The organism is Arthrobacter sp. Z5-13 (assembly GCF_056499105.1).
The window spans coordinates 1,257,463-1,274,230 of the sequence record NZ_CP096460.1 but is presented as its reverse complement, the minus strand read 5'-3'; the positions used below and the strand labels follow the sequence as shown (position 1 = coordinate 1,274,230).

The following is a 16,768-nucleotide window of genomic DNA, read 5'->3' as shown; positions in this document are numbered from 1 at the left end:
TCAAGAATCAATTGATATAGGTCTATGTTCTAAGGGGAAAAAGTGAAAACACGCCTACTGGGAGGCATCGCCGCATTGCTTGTGGCAATTATAGGAACAGTGCTATTGGTCTCATACGTCCAAACCGCGGACAAGCGTGCCTTGGCAAATACCGAAACTACTGCAGTATATGTCGTTGAAAAACCGGTTGCTGCCGGAACGAGCGCGGATAAACTAGCAGGTTCCGTGGTCAAGAAGGAAGTACCGAAGTTAGCGGTGGCCGCGGACACCGTGACTGACCTGAACGAGCTGGGCAGCAAAGTTACAGGCGTCTCGTTGGTTCCGGGTGAGCAGTTGCTCGCAACCCGCATGGTCGACTCCGGCTCATTCCTCGGTCCTTCACGGGTCCAGGTTCCTGAGGGACTGCAGGAGATCACTCTGAAACTGCCTATTGAACGGGTAGTAGGGGGCAGCATCAAGGCAGGCGATACCGTTGGGGTTTTTATATCTCTCGAAGATGCCACCATTGACGCCACCACTGGTGTGACCACCAAGGAGTTCAGCGGCACTCAGCTCTCTTTTCACAAGGTTCTGGTCACGGCGGCCCAGTACAGCAACGGCAGCGCGGCCAAGTCACAATCCGGCCCGACAGAAACGCCAGCCGGAGGCGCTGCCTCCGCTAAAAAGGAAGCAGCCAGCGACGGCACCTACCTGATAACCATTGCGCGCAACTCCTCAGATGCGGAACGTATTGTTTTTGCGACGGAGTTCGGCAAGATCTACCTCTCCAAGGAGCCAGAAAACGCTGTGGAGAGCAATCGGGGCGTAGTGGATACGACAAGGATATTCCAATGAGCCGCTTCGTACTGATCACACCAAATACTGACTTTGAACGCCGCCTCCGCCTTGCTACATCCGGCATGCCCGGCACCTTGCAGACATTTGCGGCCGATTACCTGCCGGAAGGACCGCAGGACTTCCTTCGGCAACTTGTCGGTGAGCCCCCGGAGGTACTGGTCCTGGGGCCGGGACTGCCTGTCGATGACTCCCTGAAGCTCGCAGCCATCATGGATCTCCAGTACCCGGAGATCAGCGTCGTCCTGGTAGTCCCTGAGTCCTCAGACGTGGTCATTCAGGCTATGAGGTCAGGTGTCAGGGACCTCTTGGATCCGTCCGCAGATCCGGACGCCATCCGGATAATTCTCGAGCGGGCAAGTCTCGCTGCCGCCGGCCGCCGCCGGGGCCTCGCTCCGGGTACGTCAGAACATGCAGACCATGGAGAAGGCGGACGGGTCATCGCCGTCATGTCACCTAAGGGTGGCGTAGGCAAAACGACCGTTGCGACCAACCTGGCTGTTGGATTGGGACAAGCCGCACCAATGAGTGTTGTGATTGTGGACCTGGATCTCCAATTTGGAGACGTTGCCAGCGGACTGATGCTCGATCCTGAGCACACCATCACGGACGCTGTTGTGGGAGCGGCCAGTCAGGACTCTATGGTTCTGAAAACATACCTGACTGTTCATCCCTCAGGTATCTATGCGCTGTGTGCACCTCAGAACCCCGTCGAAATGGACAGGATATCCGGCGAACACGTGACCCGGTTACTCACTCAACTCCGCCAAGAGTTCCACTACATCATCGTGGATACAGCACCGGGATTAGGGGAACACGTGCTTGCAACATTGGAGCAGGCCACCGATGCGGTATGGATCTGCGGAATGGACATTCCCAGTATTCGTGGCCTTCGCACCGGTTTTCAGATCCTTAATGAACTGAACCTGATGCCGTCCCAACGCCACGTGGTACTGAACATGGCAGACCGCCGGGCAGGCCTCACTCTCCAGGACGTCGAGGCGACGATCGGAGCGCCTGTTGATGTTGTTCTACCTCGCTCAAAAACCCTCCCGTTCTCCACAAACAAGGGAATCCCGGTGCTCCAGGACGGCAGTCGGGACCCCGCTGCGAAGGGCTTGCGAAAGCTCGTCGACCGATTCAAGCCGAGCTGGGAAGCCAGACCGCATAAGCAGCTCCACAGAAGGGCGGTAGTGCAGTGAGTCTCACAGATCGTTTTCAGCAACTACGGGGCGAATCAAAACCAGCCCAGGAGTCGAAGCCTCAGAGCCCTTACGCCGCTGCGTTCCAAGCGCCTCCTTCTCCTTCCACTCTTGGCAAAATACATGAAGCCAAAACTGCGGAAGCAGCAGCTAGCGCCATAGTCGAATTGGAGGCACCACAGACTGCCGGAGTAGCCAGCGAGGCACTCAGCACCCTCAAGGAACGTGCCAGTCAGGCGCTTTATGAGCGTCTCGGATCACGCATTACAGACTCTTCTCTTGAAGAGGCAGAGCTCCATCAGTATGTAAGGGACGAACTCAAACTCGTGGTCGACGAGGAGCAGGTTCCCCTATCCGGCTCCGAGCGCCAACGGCTCATCCGCGAAATAATTGACGACGTTCTTGGACACGGGCCTATCCAACGGTTCCTCGACGATCCATCCATCACCGAGGTCATGGTGAACCGGTTTGACCAGGTTTACGTGGAACGGCAGGGGCGGCTCTTCATGACCGACACAAAGTTCAGCTCCGACGAAGCACTCCGACGGGTCATTGAACGAATTGTCTCCAAAGTTGGACGCCGAATCGATGAGTCATCGCCGCTCGTCGACGCCCGACTAGCCGACGGCTCACGTGTCAATGCCATCATTCCCCCACTGGCCGTAAACGGCCCGGCCCTGACCATCCGGAAGTTTGGGCGGGACCCGCTGACAGTTCACAACCTGATCGCCTTGGGTAGCCTTTCACCCGAGATGGCGGAACTCCTTCAAGCGTGTGTACTCGCCAGAATGAACATCATCGTTTCCGGTGGTACGGGAACGGGAAAGACGACGCTCCTCAATGTCCTGTCGTCGTTTATTCCTGCCGATGACAGGATCGTCACTATTGAAGATGCGGTAGAACTTCAACTGCAGCAGGACCACGTGATTCGACTTGAAAGCAGGCCCCAGAATATCGAGGGCAAAGGCGAAGTTTCGATCCGGGACCTCGTCAAGAACTCGTTGCGCATGCGCCCCGATCGGATCGTTGTCGGCGAAGTCCGTGGCGGGGAGTGCCTCGACATGCTGCAAGCCATGAACACGGGCCACGATGGATCTATCTCCACAGTCCACGCCAATACACCGCGAGATGCTATCGCCAGGCTTGAAACCTTGGTACTTATGGCTGGGATGGACATTCCCTTGCGGGCGGTCCGAGAGCAGGTAGCTTCTGCTGTAAACCTCATCGTGCACATCTCCAGGCTTCGGGACGGCACCAGACGAGTTACCCACATAACCGAGGTCCAGGGGATGGAAGGGGATATCGTTACCCTTCAGGATGCCTTCGTCTTTGACTATAGTGCCGGCGTGGACGCCAACGGCCGGTTCCTGGGGAAGCCCGTTCCTACAGGTGTCCGTCCTCGATTCACGGATCGCTTTGCCGAGCTGGGTATTCCCATTTCGCCGGCCGTCTTTGGTGCCGTTTCCGCTCCCGGCCATACGGGACGAGGTCGGTAGCTATGCCGCAAGAGACGTCACCAGTAATTCTGGTTGTTGGGTTGTTCCTCGCTTACTTGGCGCTGTTTCTAATGGGTTGGGTTGCATTCAAATCCCGCACGGGCATAGACCTTTCCCGCCGGCGTCCCGATGCAGTCGTGCATTCCTCCAGGCTAACCCGCCTAACGGATCAAACCGTTGGTGCACTGAACCGAGGCCTGAGACAGGGAGGGAATGGGTTTTTGAGCCGTGATCGCTTAGACGAATGCGGTCTGAAAAAGGACCCTGGCGATTACCTGTTGATCGCCGGCGTTGCCGCTCTACTTGCAGCAGCTACCGGATTCCTTCTGGGCGGTGTAGTTCCAGCAATACTCATGGCGTTGGCGTCGCCTCTTGTGTTCCATTTGGTGCTCAACATGCTGGCATCACGCCGTCGAAAGACTTTTGAACAGCAGGTTCCCGACACGATCCAAATGTTGGCGGGAGGCCTGCGAGCAGGCCACAGCCTCCTGCGGGCCGTTGATGCGGCAGGCCAGGAAAGCCAGATTCCGATGACCGAGGAACTGAGCCGCATCGTGAATGAAACGAGAATCGGGCGGGACCTTGGCGAGTCACTTGCAGACGTGGCTAAGCGAGCAGATAGCGAAGACTTCATGGCTATCGCGCAAGCAATAGAAATTCATAGGGAAGTGGGAGGGGACCTCGCGGAGGTTCTTGATCACTTGGGGGCAACGGTACGGGACCGCAATCAAGTACGAGGGCAGATCCGGGCATTGAGTGCGGAAGGCAGAATTTCAGCCCTGGTACTCATGGCGCTGCCTGTTGTGATGTTCGTCGGCCTGACACTCTTCAATCCGCTCTATGCGCGCACATTCTTTACTACTCTGCCGGGTTACGTGTTGATCGCGGCGGCAATTGTCCTACTAACGGTGGGTGGCTTGTGGCTCAAGCAACTCATCAAACCAAAGTTCTGAAAGTCGGTGTTTTCGATGCAGGCACTCGCATACGCAGGAATCCTGGCCATCGTGGCGCCAGTTACAGTTCTCACCTTCCTTGTGATCTCCGGCGATCGGGCAGGCATGAGAAATATCCAAGCCAACCTGGGCCGGAAATCGAAGGAGAAGAGAGCCGGTCTAAATGTCAACGAGAAGCTGACACAGCTTGGGCAGCGGATGACCCCCAAGGGCTATGCTGGCTGGTTGGACCAGCAATTGGCAGGAGCGGGGAGGCCGAAAAGCTGGCCTCTCGAGCGGGTAGTGACCATTAAGCCTCTCTTGGCCTTCGCCGGAGCCGTACTAGGCGGCCTGTTGCTCCTGCTCTCCCCCTCAGCGCCTTCGTTCCTGATCCTCCTTGCCATGACGGCACTGTGCTATTTCGTACCCGACCTCCTGCTGAGAAGCAATGCCCAAAAGCGTAGGGCCGCTATCCGGCTTGAGCTGCCGAATGCCTTGGACCAGATGTTGATCTCGGTTCAGGCGGGACTGGGTTTCGAAATGGCTATGGGACGCGCCGGCAGCAACGGGAGTGGGCCCCTAGCCGACGAACTGATCAGGACTCTGCAGGACATTCAAGTAGGACGCTCGCGCAAGGATGCATATTTGGCTTTAGCGGAGAGAGTGGACGTTCCGGATGTTCGCAGTTTCATCAGGGCCGTTATTCAAGCTGATGCTTACGGCGTTGCCATCGCCAGTGTCCTGAAAGCCCAGGCGCAGGATATGCGTATCAAGCGGAAGCAACGCGCGGAGGAGCACGCCATGAAAATGCCCGTCAAGATGCTCTTTCCTCTCATCTTCTTTATCCTTCCCGCTCTCTTCATAGTTGTCCTTGGCCCGACAACGTTGACCATTATCGAGCTCTTCGCGTCGATGTAGCCTCCTCGCGTTTGCTGGCACAACCAGCAATGGCCATCTTTTGGAGGCAGCCCCAAGACCGGACCTCCCGCGGAACCCAGACCGCGGGGGGTCCTCTTGTGTGTGCTCAAACTATTTGAGCCTGAAAGAGAACACACGCCGACGAACAGCAGTCTTGAGCTAAAGCCAAGTGAAACCGCAGGTTGCGCAGGATTTGTGCAGGAAAAAGGGCCGATTGGGAAGCCTTAGCACAGGATGTTGTGAGTTCCGGTCAAGCCTCCGTCAAGCGTTGCTATGTTTTTTTCAGAGCCGGTGCAGGACCAGCTCCCTCCCCCTCAACTCGCTCAGGAGTCTCAAATGCTTTCTCTCTACACCAAAGTCGCAGCCCGCCTTCGCCTCGAAGAAAAGGGCGCAACTGCCGTCGAATACGGCATCATGGTCGGCCTCATCGCCGTTGTCATCATCGTTGCCGTCACACTCCTTGGCAGCACTCTTACGGACATGTTTGTGCAGGTTCAGTGTTCAATCTCCGGCGGCGACTTCGACGAAGCTGTTCCCGCAACCGCAACGGCTCCGCGAGTCGGAGCCACTTGCTCATAGGTCCCGAACGTTAGCCGCTGTTTCGCGACGGAGGCATCAGTCAACTCGGGTGGCGGCAGAACCTAGCCGCCACCCGAGTTGATTCGTACAATCTGTGGAAAGGCGACACCATGTCCAGGGCATCCGAACACGGCGCCGTGGCGGTTGAATTCGCTATCTTGGCACCCGTTCTCATTATGATCCTCATGGGCATCATGGAGTTTGGCCGGGCCTACAACGCACAACTCTCCCTGACCTCCGCCGCCCGCGAGGGCGTGCGGGTGATGGCAGTCTCCAATAACCCGGCCTCGGCCAGAACAGCTGCCAGGAATGCGGCAGTTTCCCTCAGCCCCGCCCTCGTTGACTCCAATATCGCCTTCAGCGCCACCAACGGCACGAGCAGCTGTACGTCCAGCCACCAGATGACGGTGACAATCACCTACTCGCTGAGCACGCTGACTGGTATTGCGGGACCGTTCCAGATGAGTGGCAAAGGAGTCATGCTGTGCAACGGCTAAATTTACGCCAGGACAACGAGCGTGGCGGCATCAGCGTCATCGTAGCCCTTCTTATGGTGACCCTGCTCGGCTTCGCGGCGGTCGCCATCGACGTGGGAATGCTTTACTCCGAGAAGGCACAGCTCCAGAATGGTGCTGATGCGGCCGCCCTGCTGGTGGCACAGAAATGCGCGAAGGATTCCGCCGACCCCCAGTGCTCCTCCACCTCCACCTACGCAGCCTCCATTGTCAACGGCAACGCCCTGGATGGTCGAAGCAACGTAAAGTCCATCGTCCTGGACAAAGTCAACAAGACGGTCAAGGTGACAGCCGGGGCCCAGGAGCAAGGCCAGCCGGCTAACACAGTTACTCTCTTCTTTGCGCAGGCACTAGGCATATCCAGCGCGGAGGTGGATGCCAGCACAAGCGTAAATTGGGGCACCCCGTCTAAGGCAAAGCTGATTCTTCCTCTGGCGATTCCGCAATGCAAGCTGAATCTCTTGTCTGGTTCTTCTACTGCTTCCGAGCAGGTGCTGGACTTCGATACGGGCGGCTGTGGAGAGATTCCAGGAGGATTCAGTTGGATTGAGTCCGGGAATGGTACATGCGGCGTCACCGTTTCAGCTGGCCAGGCAAGCAACTCGGGGATATGGTTCACCAGCAAAACCGGTGCCAGCGTGCCCAGCGCATGCACCGATTCGGACGTCAGTACTCTGCAAGATCAAACCGTGCTTCTCCCTTTGTATGACGTTGCTACGGGAAACGGCTCCAGTGGAAAGTATTACGTCAAGGGCTTTGCTGCCTTTCACGTCACGGGCTACAGGTTCGAAAGCCACAGTTGGACCGCCGGCGGGAATATCAGGAACAAGACACTCAGGGGCTACTTCGAAAAGTTTGTTTCCTTGTCCGACGCCCTCGAACTTGGCACTGCTGAGGACTACGGAACCACCATCATTCGCATCTCTCAATAGTTTCCGAAGTACAGGAGCAAGTAAGTGAAGTCACGATTGTTGGCAGGCGTTGCAGCGGTAGTGCTGGCCATCATCGGCGCCGTGCTGATGTTCACCTACGCCCAGGGAGCAGACCAGCGGGCGGTTCAAAACATGGAACCCGTGGGTGTCCTGGTAGTCAAAACGGCGATCCCAGCCGGTACGTCCGTCGAAGCCATCAAGACGTCGGTTGCCCTTGAACAATTGCCTGGCGCATCCGTTACCAAGAGCTCCCTTAAGTCCCTCGACGGCATCACAGGCAAAGTAGCTGCAGTGGACCTCGTTCCGGGTGAACAGCTTGTCGAGGAGCGCCTCGTGGCACCTGGAGAATTGAAGGCATCCGGATCGGTCAAGGTACCCGCAGGGCTGCAGGAGGTGTCCTTCCAACTGGAGCCCCAGCGCGTCGTCGGCGGGCGGATAACACCCGGCGATCACGTCGGCGTATTCATCTCGATGGCGGAGGGCGGAATTGAAGCCAAACCAGACAAAGAAACCACTCAGCTGTCCGTTCACAAGGCCTTGGTGACGGCAGTGCAACGTGCCCCGGAAGCAGAAGCTGACGAAAAGCCTGCCCCATCCGCGAGCGCTGCCCCGGAGGCAAACCGCCGGGACTCCACCCTCCCCACAGGTTCACTGATGCTCACTGTGGCAGTGAACGACGTGGACGCAGCCAAAATTATTTTCGCATCCGAGTTTGCGAGTATCTGGCTCACACGAGAACCCCTTGACGCGCAAGACAACGGACCCCGCATCTTTGAACGCACGGAGGTGTACAAGTGAGCCGCTTCGTACTGGTAACTCCCGACGTCGGGTTCGACAGCCGTGTGCGTCAGGCCGTAGCCGGCGGACTCCAAGGAGGAGTCCAAACCTTCTTTACCAGTACTTTGCCCGCTGATCCCCACGAGCTGTTTGCCCAGCTTGACCAGGAATTTCCCCAGGTCCTTATCCTGGGTCCCGAAGTTGCCGTGGAGGACGCACTCCGCCTCTCCACAGTGTTGGCCGTCGGGTTTCCCGAGCTGAGCGTCGTCCTGGTCAATGAACCGGATCCATCGTTCATCCTGCACGCCATGCGCGCAGGCATTCGCGATATTCTCAGCCCCGCTTCCGATCCCGCCCAGATCCGGGTGCTCTTGGAACGGGCGTGCCAATCGTTTGTAAGCCGCCATAGGGCGCAGGAACCGAAACAGCCAGGGAGTCCAAGCACACCCAAAGGGCTCGTTATAGGTGTGTTCTCACCCAAAGGTGGAGTGGGCAAGACGACAATTGCAACCAACATCGCTATCGGGCTCGGCAAGATCGCGCCGATGAGTGTAGTAATTGTGGACCTTGACTTGCAGTTCGGCGATGTTGCCTCAGGGCTCTATTTGGATCCGGAGCACAATGTTACAGACGCAGTTTCGCCGGCTGCAGCCCAGGACTCCCTGGTTCTGAAAGCATTCCTGACCGTCCATCCCGGGAGCATCTACGCCTTGTGCGCGCCGCCTAATCCGGTGGAAGCCGATGAAATCGCCCCCGAACAGATCAGCCGCCTGCTGGAGCAGTTGGCGGAGGAGTTCCAGTACGTTGTGGTGGACACTGCTCCTGGTCTCCCCGAGATCGGCTTGGCCGCCATGGAACGGTGCACTGACGTTGTGTGGGTCAGCGGCATGGACATCCCGAGTGTGCGCGGACTGCGCTCCGGGCTGGATGTCCTGCGCCAACTCGACATACTGCCCGAGACGCGTCACGTAGTCCTCAACATGGCTGATGCCAAGGCCGGTCTGACAGTCCAGGACGTCGAGTCCACTATCGGCGCTCCCGTCGACATCAGCATCCCTCGTTCCAGGGCCGTCGCCTTTTCCACCAATCGAGGCATTCCTGTTCTCCAGGAGCCTGTTAAAGATCCGGCCACCAAAGGGCTTCGCCAACTTGTCGAGAGGTTCAATCCAACCTGGCGCGCACAGGCCCAACGAAAGCTGCACCGAAGGGTGGTTGTCTAAATGAAACTCTCGGAACGCATCCAGGCGGCCCAAGTAAAGGGGCAACCGCAACAGGCAACCGTAGCGGGAGCCTCTCCCGCCGCCGCCCACAACACCCGGGTAGCACTGCCAAGCCCTTCTAAGCCGAGTGAATCCAGGCTCACTGCTATCAGCCGTCAAGGCACCAAGTCGAGTCTGGAAGCACCCCATGCTCCCCACGCAGCAGCGGCGAGCGCTCCTTCCGGTGGGGGTTTCGTTGATCAGCTTGATCTGGTCAAACCGAAATCGCAGCAACCGGTTGATGTGTTTGCCGCCCTCAAAGAGCGGGCCGCTACCGCGTTGTTTGAGCGCATGGGATCGCGCTTTAACGATTCTGCGGTCACCGAACATGAGCTCAGGACCAGCGCGCGCGAAGAGCTGACGAGGATTATCGACACCGAACAGGTTCCCCTTTCAGCAGAGGAGCGATCACGGCTTGTTCGTGACGTGGCCGACGACGTCTTGGGTTACGGGCCGCTCCAGCGGCTGCTTGACGATCCGGCTGTCACCGAGATCATGGTGAACCGCATGGACCAGATCTACGTGGAGCGCAAGGGACAATTGACGCTGACTGATTCCCGCTTCAGTTCCGAGGCACATCTGCGGAAGGTAATTGAACGGATCGTGTCCAAGGTGGGGCGGCGCATTGACGAATCTTCGCCCCTGGTTGACGCCAGGCTTGAGGATGGCTCCCGCGTCAACGCTGTGATCCCTCCCCTGGCCGTTGGTGGGTCTTCACTCACCATCCGAAAATTCAGCAAGGTGCCCCTGACGGTTCGGAACCTGATCGATTTCGGCACACTCACGCCTGAGATGGCGGAGCTGCTGAACGCCTGTGTAAAGGCAAAGCTCAACATCATTGTTTCCGGTGGCACGGGCACCGGGAAAACAACCCTTCTGAACGTGCTTTCATCTTTCCTTCCGGCGAATGAACGAATCGTGACTATCGAGGACGCCGTCGAGCTCCAGATCCAGCAGGAGCATGTGGTGAGGCTGGAAAGCCGTCCACCTAATACCGAGGGGAAGGGAGAAGTGACAATCCGCGAGCTGCTCCGAAATTCCCTCCGGATGCGGCCCGACCGCATAGTGGTGGGCGAGGTCCGTGGCGGAGAGTCCCTGGACATGCTTCAGGCCATGAACACCGGGCATGATGGGTCCCTCTCGACCGTGCACTCCAACTCTCCTCGCGATGCCGTCGCACGCCTCGAAACACTCGTACTGATGGCGGGCATGGACCTGCCGCTGAGGGCCATTCGCGAACAAATTGCTTCTGCCGTGAACCTCATCGTCCAGATTTCCCGTCTGCGGGACGGCACACGGCGAATCACCCACGTCACGGAAGTCCAGGGCATGGAAGGCGACATCGTCACGCTTCAGGATGCTTTTGTTTTTGACTACTCAGCGGGCGTCGATCAGCACGGCCGGTTCATGGGTAGCCCTGTAGCCACCGGAATCCGGCCTCGGTTTATCGACCGCTTTGAAGATCTGGGCATCCACGTGTCCCCGGGGGTCTTCGCCACTCCTGCTGCTCCAGCCGTCCCGAACGCGGGCCGGCCATGATGTTGACAGTCGGAGCAGTTCTTTTTCTTGCTGCGGCCGTTCTCTTCGGCGTTGCCCTTATCGTCCGCCCCGCTCCGGAAATACCCCTCAACAGACGGCGGCCTTTCGAAGGCAGCCCTCCCTCGCAGCTCACCCGTATCGCCGGTAAGACGGTCGGTACCTTTGACAAAGCCCTCGCCGGCGGAAATCTTCGCCTCTTCAACCGGGATGCGTTGGAGCACGCAGGACTTCGCATGACCCAGGCGGAATTCATCGTCCTGGTTCTGGCCGGTGGAGTTGTTGGTGCCCTGACAGGACTGATTGTGGTTGGACCCGTCCTCGCCATCCTCCTGTTTTTCCTTGCACCTTTTGTTGCCCATCTGATCCTGAATTTCTTAGGAAGCAAACGGCGCAACAAATTCGACCAACAGCTCGGCGACACCCTTCAGCTTCTCGCCGGGGGCCTTCGTGCCGGGCACAGTATCCTTCGCGCCATCGATGCCGCCGCCAATGAATCGCAGAGCCCGACGTCGGAAGAAATGCGCCGGGTAATCACCGAAACCAGCCTTGGACGCGACATGCTGGCTTCGTTGACGGACACCTCCGAGCGGATGAAGAACGAAGACTTCGTCTGGATAGCCCAGGCAATCCAGATCAACCGCGAGGTAGGCGGCAACTTGGCAGAGGTGCTCGATCAAGTGAACGAAACTATTAGGGAGCGAGCCGAAATCAAGGGTCACATCAAGGCTCTGGCGGCAGAGGGAAAATTCTCCGCCTACATTCTGATCGCGATGCCCATAGGAATCGTGGTCATGCTCATGGCGGTAAACCCGGGGTACATGAATCCGATGTTCACCAACCCCCTGGGCTGGATCATGATGGGGTTCTCCGTCGTCCTCATGACAATCGGAAGTTTGTGGATGCGCAAAATCATCGATCTGAAGTTCTGATCATGAATCCACTGATAATGTCCTCGCTCCTGCTGGTGGCCCTGTCCATCGGCTATCTCACCTGGTCCATCCTCTCCGTTGACCGCAAGAGCCGGACAGCCACAGTGGATATCCTGACGCGCGGCCGGCAGAACACGGACGCTCCGGAGAAAAGCAGCAGCGACTTACTTTCCACCATTGGTTACCGTCTAACGCCGACAGCCTATGTCCGAAAACTCGACAGGTTGCTTTCGCTCGCCGGCAGGCCTGTAGCTTGGCCGCTGGGCCGGATCCTGGCAATGAAACCGGTCTTGGGACTGATCGGTGCTGCGCTGGGACTCCTGATCAGTACCAGCAGCCCTGCTCCACTCATCAAGCTTGTGGGCCTTTTCGTGCTCTTCCTTGGATACTTCATTCCCGACCTCATGCTTTACAGCAAAGGAATGGAACGACAGAAGGCCATGCAGCTTGAACTGGCCAACACCTTGGATCAGATGCTCATCGCTGTCGAAGCTGGACTCGGTTTCGAAGGTGCCATGGCCCGCGCCGGCGAAAATGGCAAAGGCCCATTGGCCGAAGAGCTGGTGCGAACCCTCCAGGACATGCAAGTGGGTCGCAGCCGTCGGGAGTCGTATCTCGCGCTCGCCGAGCGGACGAACCTTCCCGAGTTGCGCAGCTTTGTCCAGGCGATCGTCCAGGCTGACACCTATGGCATTGCCATCAGCCGGGTACTGAGAGTCCAGGCCAAGGTGATGAGGGTGAAGCGCCGTCAACGGGCTGAGGAGAAAGCCATGAAGCTTCCCGTGAGCATTCTCTTTCCCCTGCTTTTCTTCATCTTTCCTGTGCTCTTTATCGCCATTCTGGGCCCTGCGGTCATCAACGCCATCACCACTTTCAGCGGCCAATGATGAGCGTGGCCAAGCGGCACCTGACCAGGCTGGGAAGCCCGCGTTCAGGCTCTCAAGGAAGCCACAATGTTTCCGCAGGATATGCCGAGGGCGGCCAGTTCCGCCAAATCAGGAAGTAGCCTTAACCCATGTCCTTTTCAAGCCCTTTGTCCAGTGATGGCGGTGTCAGCCGCTTCTTGCCAGCAGCACCGCTCGGGCACGCCGGCTTGGCATCAGAGTTTGGAGTGCACGATCTTCTGCTCGTGGACCCCGCAGTGTTGAAGGACCTCGAAGACCAACTGGATGGCCGGACCGTAGCACTGAGGTTCGTCGGTGACTACACGGATATGTGGGAACAGCGGTTCCGTCGTTTGGCCGCGGCCATCGCAACCCAGGACTGGCCAGCAGCAATGGATGCTGTGATCAGCCTGAAGATCTCCTCGTCCATGGTGGGCGCACAGCGGCTGGCATGGCTCGCCGAAAGCTTGGAAAAGCTCATCCGCCGTGAGGACTATACTGCGGCAAATGCCGTCCTGGCAGACGTTGCTGACCACGGCGGGCAAACCATCCGCGAGCTTCGGTTCAGTTACCTGGAGGTCGCAGAGTAGGGTTTGCCTCAGCTGGACTCTTCCGGCTTGGACGGAGCCAGCCGGTAACCTACTCCACGCACCGTCTGAAGCCATCGCGGTGACTGGGGATCCTCACGGAGTTTCCGGCGGAGGTTGCCGATGTGAACTTCAACTGCCCGCTCGTCCGATTCGCTGATATACGTATTTTCTTCGTAGTAATCGCCCCGGACCACGCGTACCAGATCAGCCTTCGTGCACACGGCGCCCCCACCGCGGAGCAGTTCGTGCAGAAGGTCGAACTCGCTGCGGGTAAGCCCTAATGCCTCACCGCGGAGCACGACTGAACGGGTTTTGCGGTTCAGGTCCAGCCCGTTGTGCCGCAGGACAGCTGTGTCCTGCTGGACGGCCGGAACTGCCGAAGCAGCTGGAGCCGACGGCGGCTGCACGCCTTCACCTTGGTATCTGGGCCGACGCATCATTGCGGCGACCCTGGCCCGTAGTTCGCGAGGTCGGAAAGGTTTGGCGATGTAGTCGTCCGCGCCGGCGTGAAGAGCCATCAACACGTCGGGCTCTTCGGTCCGGCCAGTCAGCATCACCACATAGGCATCGCTGAAATTGCGGATTCGCCGAAGCACCTCGAAGCCGTCGATGTCCGGCAGCCCCACATCAAGCGTCACAATATTGGCTTGATGCTCACGCACAATTTCAACTCCCTGACGTCCGTCAGCCGCCGAATGGACCTCAAAGCCGGCTTGCCCCAAAACCGCCTCCAAAAGGTTACGCATGTCGGCGTCGTCTTCGATTACGACGGCCACCCCAAGATCGTTCATTTGTTACCCCATGTCCGGTGAATTCCCTCATCTGCCCAGCGCCAATGTGGCATTCACTGCAACACTATCTACGCTACAAGGCTCATTGTCACTTAGCACGCCTTTTTTTCATCACGAATGGCCCCGAGTCATTTATCATGACACCAAATGCAAAATAAAGAATCGAGTGACCGCCTAATAGCGCGCACGGTTGACCGGTACTTCCGGAGACTCGGGCCACGTGCTCAGGTGGCGTTGTGCCAGCTGCCGCTGACGGTCATCGTTGTGGCTCTGGTTATTGCCGCACCGGCCGCATGGCCGGCCGTGCTCACAAGCGAACTGTTCGTTGCATCACTCGTATTACACGCCCTGTTGTTTGCGGGTTGCCTGTTGGTTCCCTGGGAGCGGTTGGGTGCGCATGCCCAGCTGGCCATACCCATCCTGGACCTTGTGGCCATCGGGCTCAGCCGCAATGGTGCTGCGCCGAATTTGCAGGGACTCAGCGTACTGGCAATATTTCCTGTTATTTGGCTGTCCGCCTCAGGTATGGCCGCCAAAATAGGCATAATACTGAGCTTTTTCGGGCCCGCTGTCATTGGACTGCCTAGTCTGTTGGCGAAAATTCCGCACATCACGCCGGCTGATATGACCACAGCCGTGCTGTTACCCTTCATGATGCTGGCTGTTTCCTTGGCCGTTCGTTTCGCAAGCGTAAATATGAGGCTTCAGCAACGCCGTCTCGAATCCCAAGAGGCGGAAATGCGCAATCTTCTTGCCGTGAGCAAGGAGAATGAGCGCCTACTGCACACAATTTTGGACACAGTTGATGTGGGAATTATTGCTGTTGATGCTGATGGAAAAGTCCTGCTGGTTAACGATCAGCAGAATCATTTTGAGTCCGCGGCCCGTCCGGCTGACCAAACCCACAACGCTGACCCTGCCGGGAACGGTGACCATCCGGCCCGAAACGACAAGGAACAGACACAGCCTCTGCTCCTGAGCCAGGACCGCAAGACTCCCCTCCCTCCCGACAGGCACCCGGTAGAGAGGGCAATCCGTGGGGAGACCTTCGCCGATCACCTCGTATGGTTTGGTGAGAGCCCCCGCCAGCGCGCCGTATCCACCGCGGCCAGGGCAATTCGAAACGACGACGGCGAATTCGACGGCGCCGTCGTCGTGTTCAACGACGTGACAGGTCTGGTGGAGGCCATCTCGGCCAAAGATGAATTCGTTGCGAACGTCTCGCACGAGTTCCGGACCCCTTTGAACGCGGTTATCGGCAATCTGGATCTGGTGCTTGAGGACGAAACGGCGCTGTCGCCACTGGCAGTGGAACGCCTCGAAGTCGCACAGAGGAACGCGGAGCGCCTGCTTGCCCTGGTCTCCGACCTATTGGTTTCCGCATCCGCAGCGGCCCATATCTACCCTCGCAAAACGGATCTGGCGGGTTTGGTGGAGTCCAGTATCGGCTCGGCCCATCTCCATGCTGAGCGGTCCCGCGTGGAGTTGGATACGGACGTCCCTGCCCCTCTTTGGGTGCATGTTGATCCCCTGAGGATCGGCCAAGCGTTGGACAACCTCGTTTCCAACGCCATCAAGTACTCCCCTGGTGGAGGCCACGTGAAGGTTTCGGCACGCTCGGAAAAGGGCTGGGTAAGGCTTCAGGTCCAGGATGCCGGGATGGGCATGACGGAGGCCGAAACTTCGCGGATCTTCACCAGGTTTTACCGGAGCGCTGCAGCCAAAGAGGCCAGCATTCCAGGGGTTGGGCTGGGGCTGTCAATCACGAAAGCCATCGTGGAACGCCACGGCGGCGAAATCTCATGCATCAGTAAACCCGGCGCCGGCAGCACTTTCACGGTGGCCCTTCCAACGGACGGGCCCCCTGCGCAGCCCTAGTCCGGTTGTTTTGACTGACTCTTGAGCATTCCTGCGTCAACGCTGGGAAGAACTCAAGGGCTCCTTGAGTCGGGATCGCAACAATTATTGCAACGGGACGCTCAGGTCCCGCAGTAAGGTCTCAGCGGTAAGAAGGTCTCAGGGGGGACTCAAAATGAATAAAGCAACTAAAGGTGCCGTAGCAGCTGGCGCGGCGGGAATCCTGCTCCTGGGGGGAGCAGGATCCTTCGCTCTGTGGGAAGAGTCCAAGACTCTCGACGCCGGCGGCGTTTCCACCGGCGAACTGACTCTGGCGCTCGGCCCCGGAATATGGGCCGACGCAACTGCCGGATCAACAGGCACGATCGCAGACATTCAGGATTTCGCCATGGTGCCGGGCGATACCGTCACATACACCACGGCTGTCACTGTCACCGCAACGGGCGACAACCTGCAGGGTGAACTCACGCTGGATGACTCCGCTCTCGCTGCAACAGTGGAAGGGGTGTCCGTGGACTACGTTGACGTAACCATGGATTCTGACGCTGAGAGTGTCACGGGCCTGGATGTGGTGGGCGATGAAATCACCTTCGATGCTGCAGGCACCTACACCATCAATGTTGTGGTGACCGTGGTCTTCAATGACGTGGCTGATCTCGTAGGGCAGGACGCATACATCGATCTCTCACAAATCGCCGTGAAGCTGGAGCAGGCCTAACACCCGGCTGGGCGAT

17 protein-coding genes are annotated in these 16,768 nt (G+C 58.2%); 16 read left to right on the top strand and 1 reads right to left on the bottom strand.

From position 1 onward, the window contains the following. The first annotated feature begins 42 nt into the window (after positions 1-42). The 14 genes from cpaB (M1E02_RS06090) to M1E02_RS06025 all read left to right on the top strand — a co-directional run bounded on the left by cpaB (M1E02_RS06090) (position 43) and on the right by M1E02_RS06025 (position 13,386). Entirely contained in the window at positions 43-834 is a 792-nt protein-coding gene (cpaB, locus tag M1E02_RS06090; protein WP_479377215.1) for a Flp pilus assembly protein CpaB, read from the top strand. After that, positions 831-2,036, top strand: coding sequence for a CpaE/TadZ family protein (locus tag M1E02_RS06085; RefSeq protein ID WP_479377214.1), 1,206 nt, complete (start codon positions 831-833; stop codon positions 2,034-2,036). The genes cpaB (M1E02_RS06090) and M1E02_RS06085 overlap by 4 nt, the downstream gene beginning before the upstream one ends. 158 nt (positions 2,037-2,194) lie before the next feature. Then, positions 2,195-3,532, top strand: a complete 1,338-nt coding sequence (locus M1E02_RS06080; protein ID WP_479378077.1) for a CpaF family protein — start codon at positions 2,195-2,197, stop codon at positions 3,530-3,532. Between the two features lie 221 nt (positions 3,533-3,753). After that, positions 3,754-4,485: a type II secretion system F family protein gene (locus M1E02_RS06075; protein WP_479377213.1), complete on the top strand. Its 732-nt coding sequence runs from the start codon at positions 3,754-3,756 to the stop codon at positions 4,483-4,485. A 15-nt stretch (positions 4,486-4,500) separates the two neighbouring features. Continuing rightward, the gene (locus M1E02_RS06070; RefSeq protein WP_479377212.1) at positions 4,501-5,382 is read left to right on the top strand and encodes a type II secretion system F family protein; all 882 of its coding nucleotides are present in this window, start codon (positions 4,501-4,503) and stop codon (positions 5,380-5,382) included. A 336-nt stretch (positions 5,383-5,718) separates the two neighbouring features. Next, positions 5,719-5,961 carry a Flp family type IVb pilin gene (locus tag M1E02_RS06065; RefSeq protein WP_479377211.1) on the top strand — a complete coding sequence of 81 codons (243 nt, stop codon included), beginning with the start codon at positions 5,719-5,721 and terminating at the stop codon, positions 5,959-5,961. Positions 5,962-6,071: 110 nt separating this feature from the next. Next, on the top strand, positions 6,072-6,458 hold the full coding sequence (locus tag M1E02_RS06060) for a TadE/TadG family type IV pilus assembly protein (RefSeq protein ID WP_479377210.1): 387 nt from the start codon (positions 6,072-6,074) through the stop codon (positions 6,456-6,458). Further along, a complete protein-coding gene (locus M1E02_RS06055) occupies positions 6,446-7,408 on the top strand; it encodes a pilus assembly protein TadG-related protein (RefSeq protein ID WP_479377209.1) in 963 nt (320 codons plus the stop codon). Before M1E02_RS06060 ends, M1E02_RS06055 begins: the two co-directional genes overlap by 13 nt. Positions 7,409-7,432: 24 nt before the next feature. Then, positions 7,433-8,206, top strand: coding sequence for a Flp pilus assembly protein CpaB (gene cpaB / locus M1E02_RS06050; RefSeq protein ID WP_479377208.1), 774 nt, complete (start codon positions 7,433-7,435; stop codon positions 8,204-8,206). Next, the gene (locus tag M1E02_RS06045; protein WP_479377207.1) at positions 8,203-9,405 is read left to right on the top strand and encodes a CpaE/TadZ family protein; all 1,203 of its coding nucleotides are present in this window, start codon (positions 8,203-8,205) and stop codon (positions 9,403-9,405) included. The genes cpaB (M1E02_RS06050) and M1E02_RS06045 overlap by 4 nt, the downstream gene beginning before the upstream one ends. Beyond that, positions 9,406-10,983 carry a CpaF family protein gene (locus M1E02_RS06040; RefSeq protein ID WP_479377206.1) on the top strand — a complete coding sequence of 526 codons (1,578 nt, stop codon included), beginning with the start codon at positions 9,406-9,408 and terminating at the stop codon, positions 10,981-10,983. After that, a complete protein-coding gene (locus M1E02_RS06035) occupies positions 10,980-11,912 on the top strand; it encodes a type II secretion system F family protein (RefSeq protein ID WP_479377205.1) in 933 nt (310 codons plus the stop codon). The genes M1E02_RS06040 and M1E02_RS06035 overlap by 4 nt, the downstream gene beginning before the upstream one ends. 2 nt (positions 11,913-11,914) lie before the next feature. Beyond that, positions 11,915-12,799, top strand: a complete 885-nt coding sequence (locus M1E02_RS06030; RefSeq protein WP_479377204.1) for a type II secretion system F family protein — start codon at positions 11,915-11,917, stop codon at positions 12,797-12,799. A gap of 128 nt (positions 12,800-12,927) precedes the next feature. Next, on the top strand, positions 12,928-13,386 hold the full coding sequence (locus M1E02_RS06025) for an Hpt domain-containing protein (protein ID WP_479377203.1): 459 nt from the start codon (positions 12,928-12,930) through the stop codon (positions 13,384-13,386). An 8-nt stretch (positions 13,387-13,394) separates the two neighbouring features. On the opposite strand, the gene M1E02_RS06020 is transcribed toward M1E02_RS06025, so the two are convergent. Further along, positions 13,395-14,177, bottom strand: coding sequence for a response regulator transcription factor (locus M1E02_RS06020; RefSeq protein WP_479377202.1), 783 nt, complete (start codon positions 14,175-14,177; stop codon positions 13,395-13,397). A gap of 147 nt (positions 14,178-14,324) precedes the next feature. Here M1E02_RS06020 and M1E02_RS06015 point away from each other — a divergent pair, with 147 nt between their 5' ends. Both M1E02_RS06015 and M1E02_RS06010 read left to right on the top strand, forming a co-directional pair. Continuing rightward, positions 14,325-16,055 (top strand): sensor histidine kinase, encoded by a 1,731-nt coding sequence (locus M1E02_RS06015; RefSeq protein WP_479377201.1) that lies wholly within the window; start codon positions 14,325-14,327, stop codon positions 16,053-16,055. A 154-nt stretch (positions 16,056-16,209) separates the two neighbouring features. Further along, on the top strand, positions 16,210-16,752 hold the full coding sequence (locus tag M1E02_RS06010) for an alternate-type signal peptide domain-containing protein (RefSeq protein WP_479377200.1): 543 nt from the start codon (positions 16,210-16,212) through the stop codon (positions 16,750-16,752). Positions 16,753-16,768: the final 16 nt, after the last annotated feature.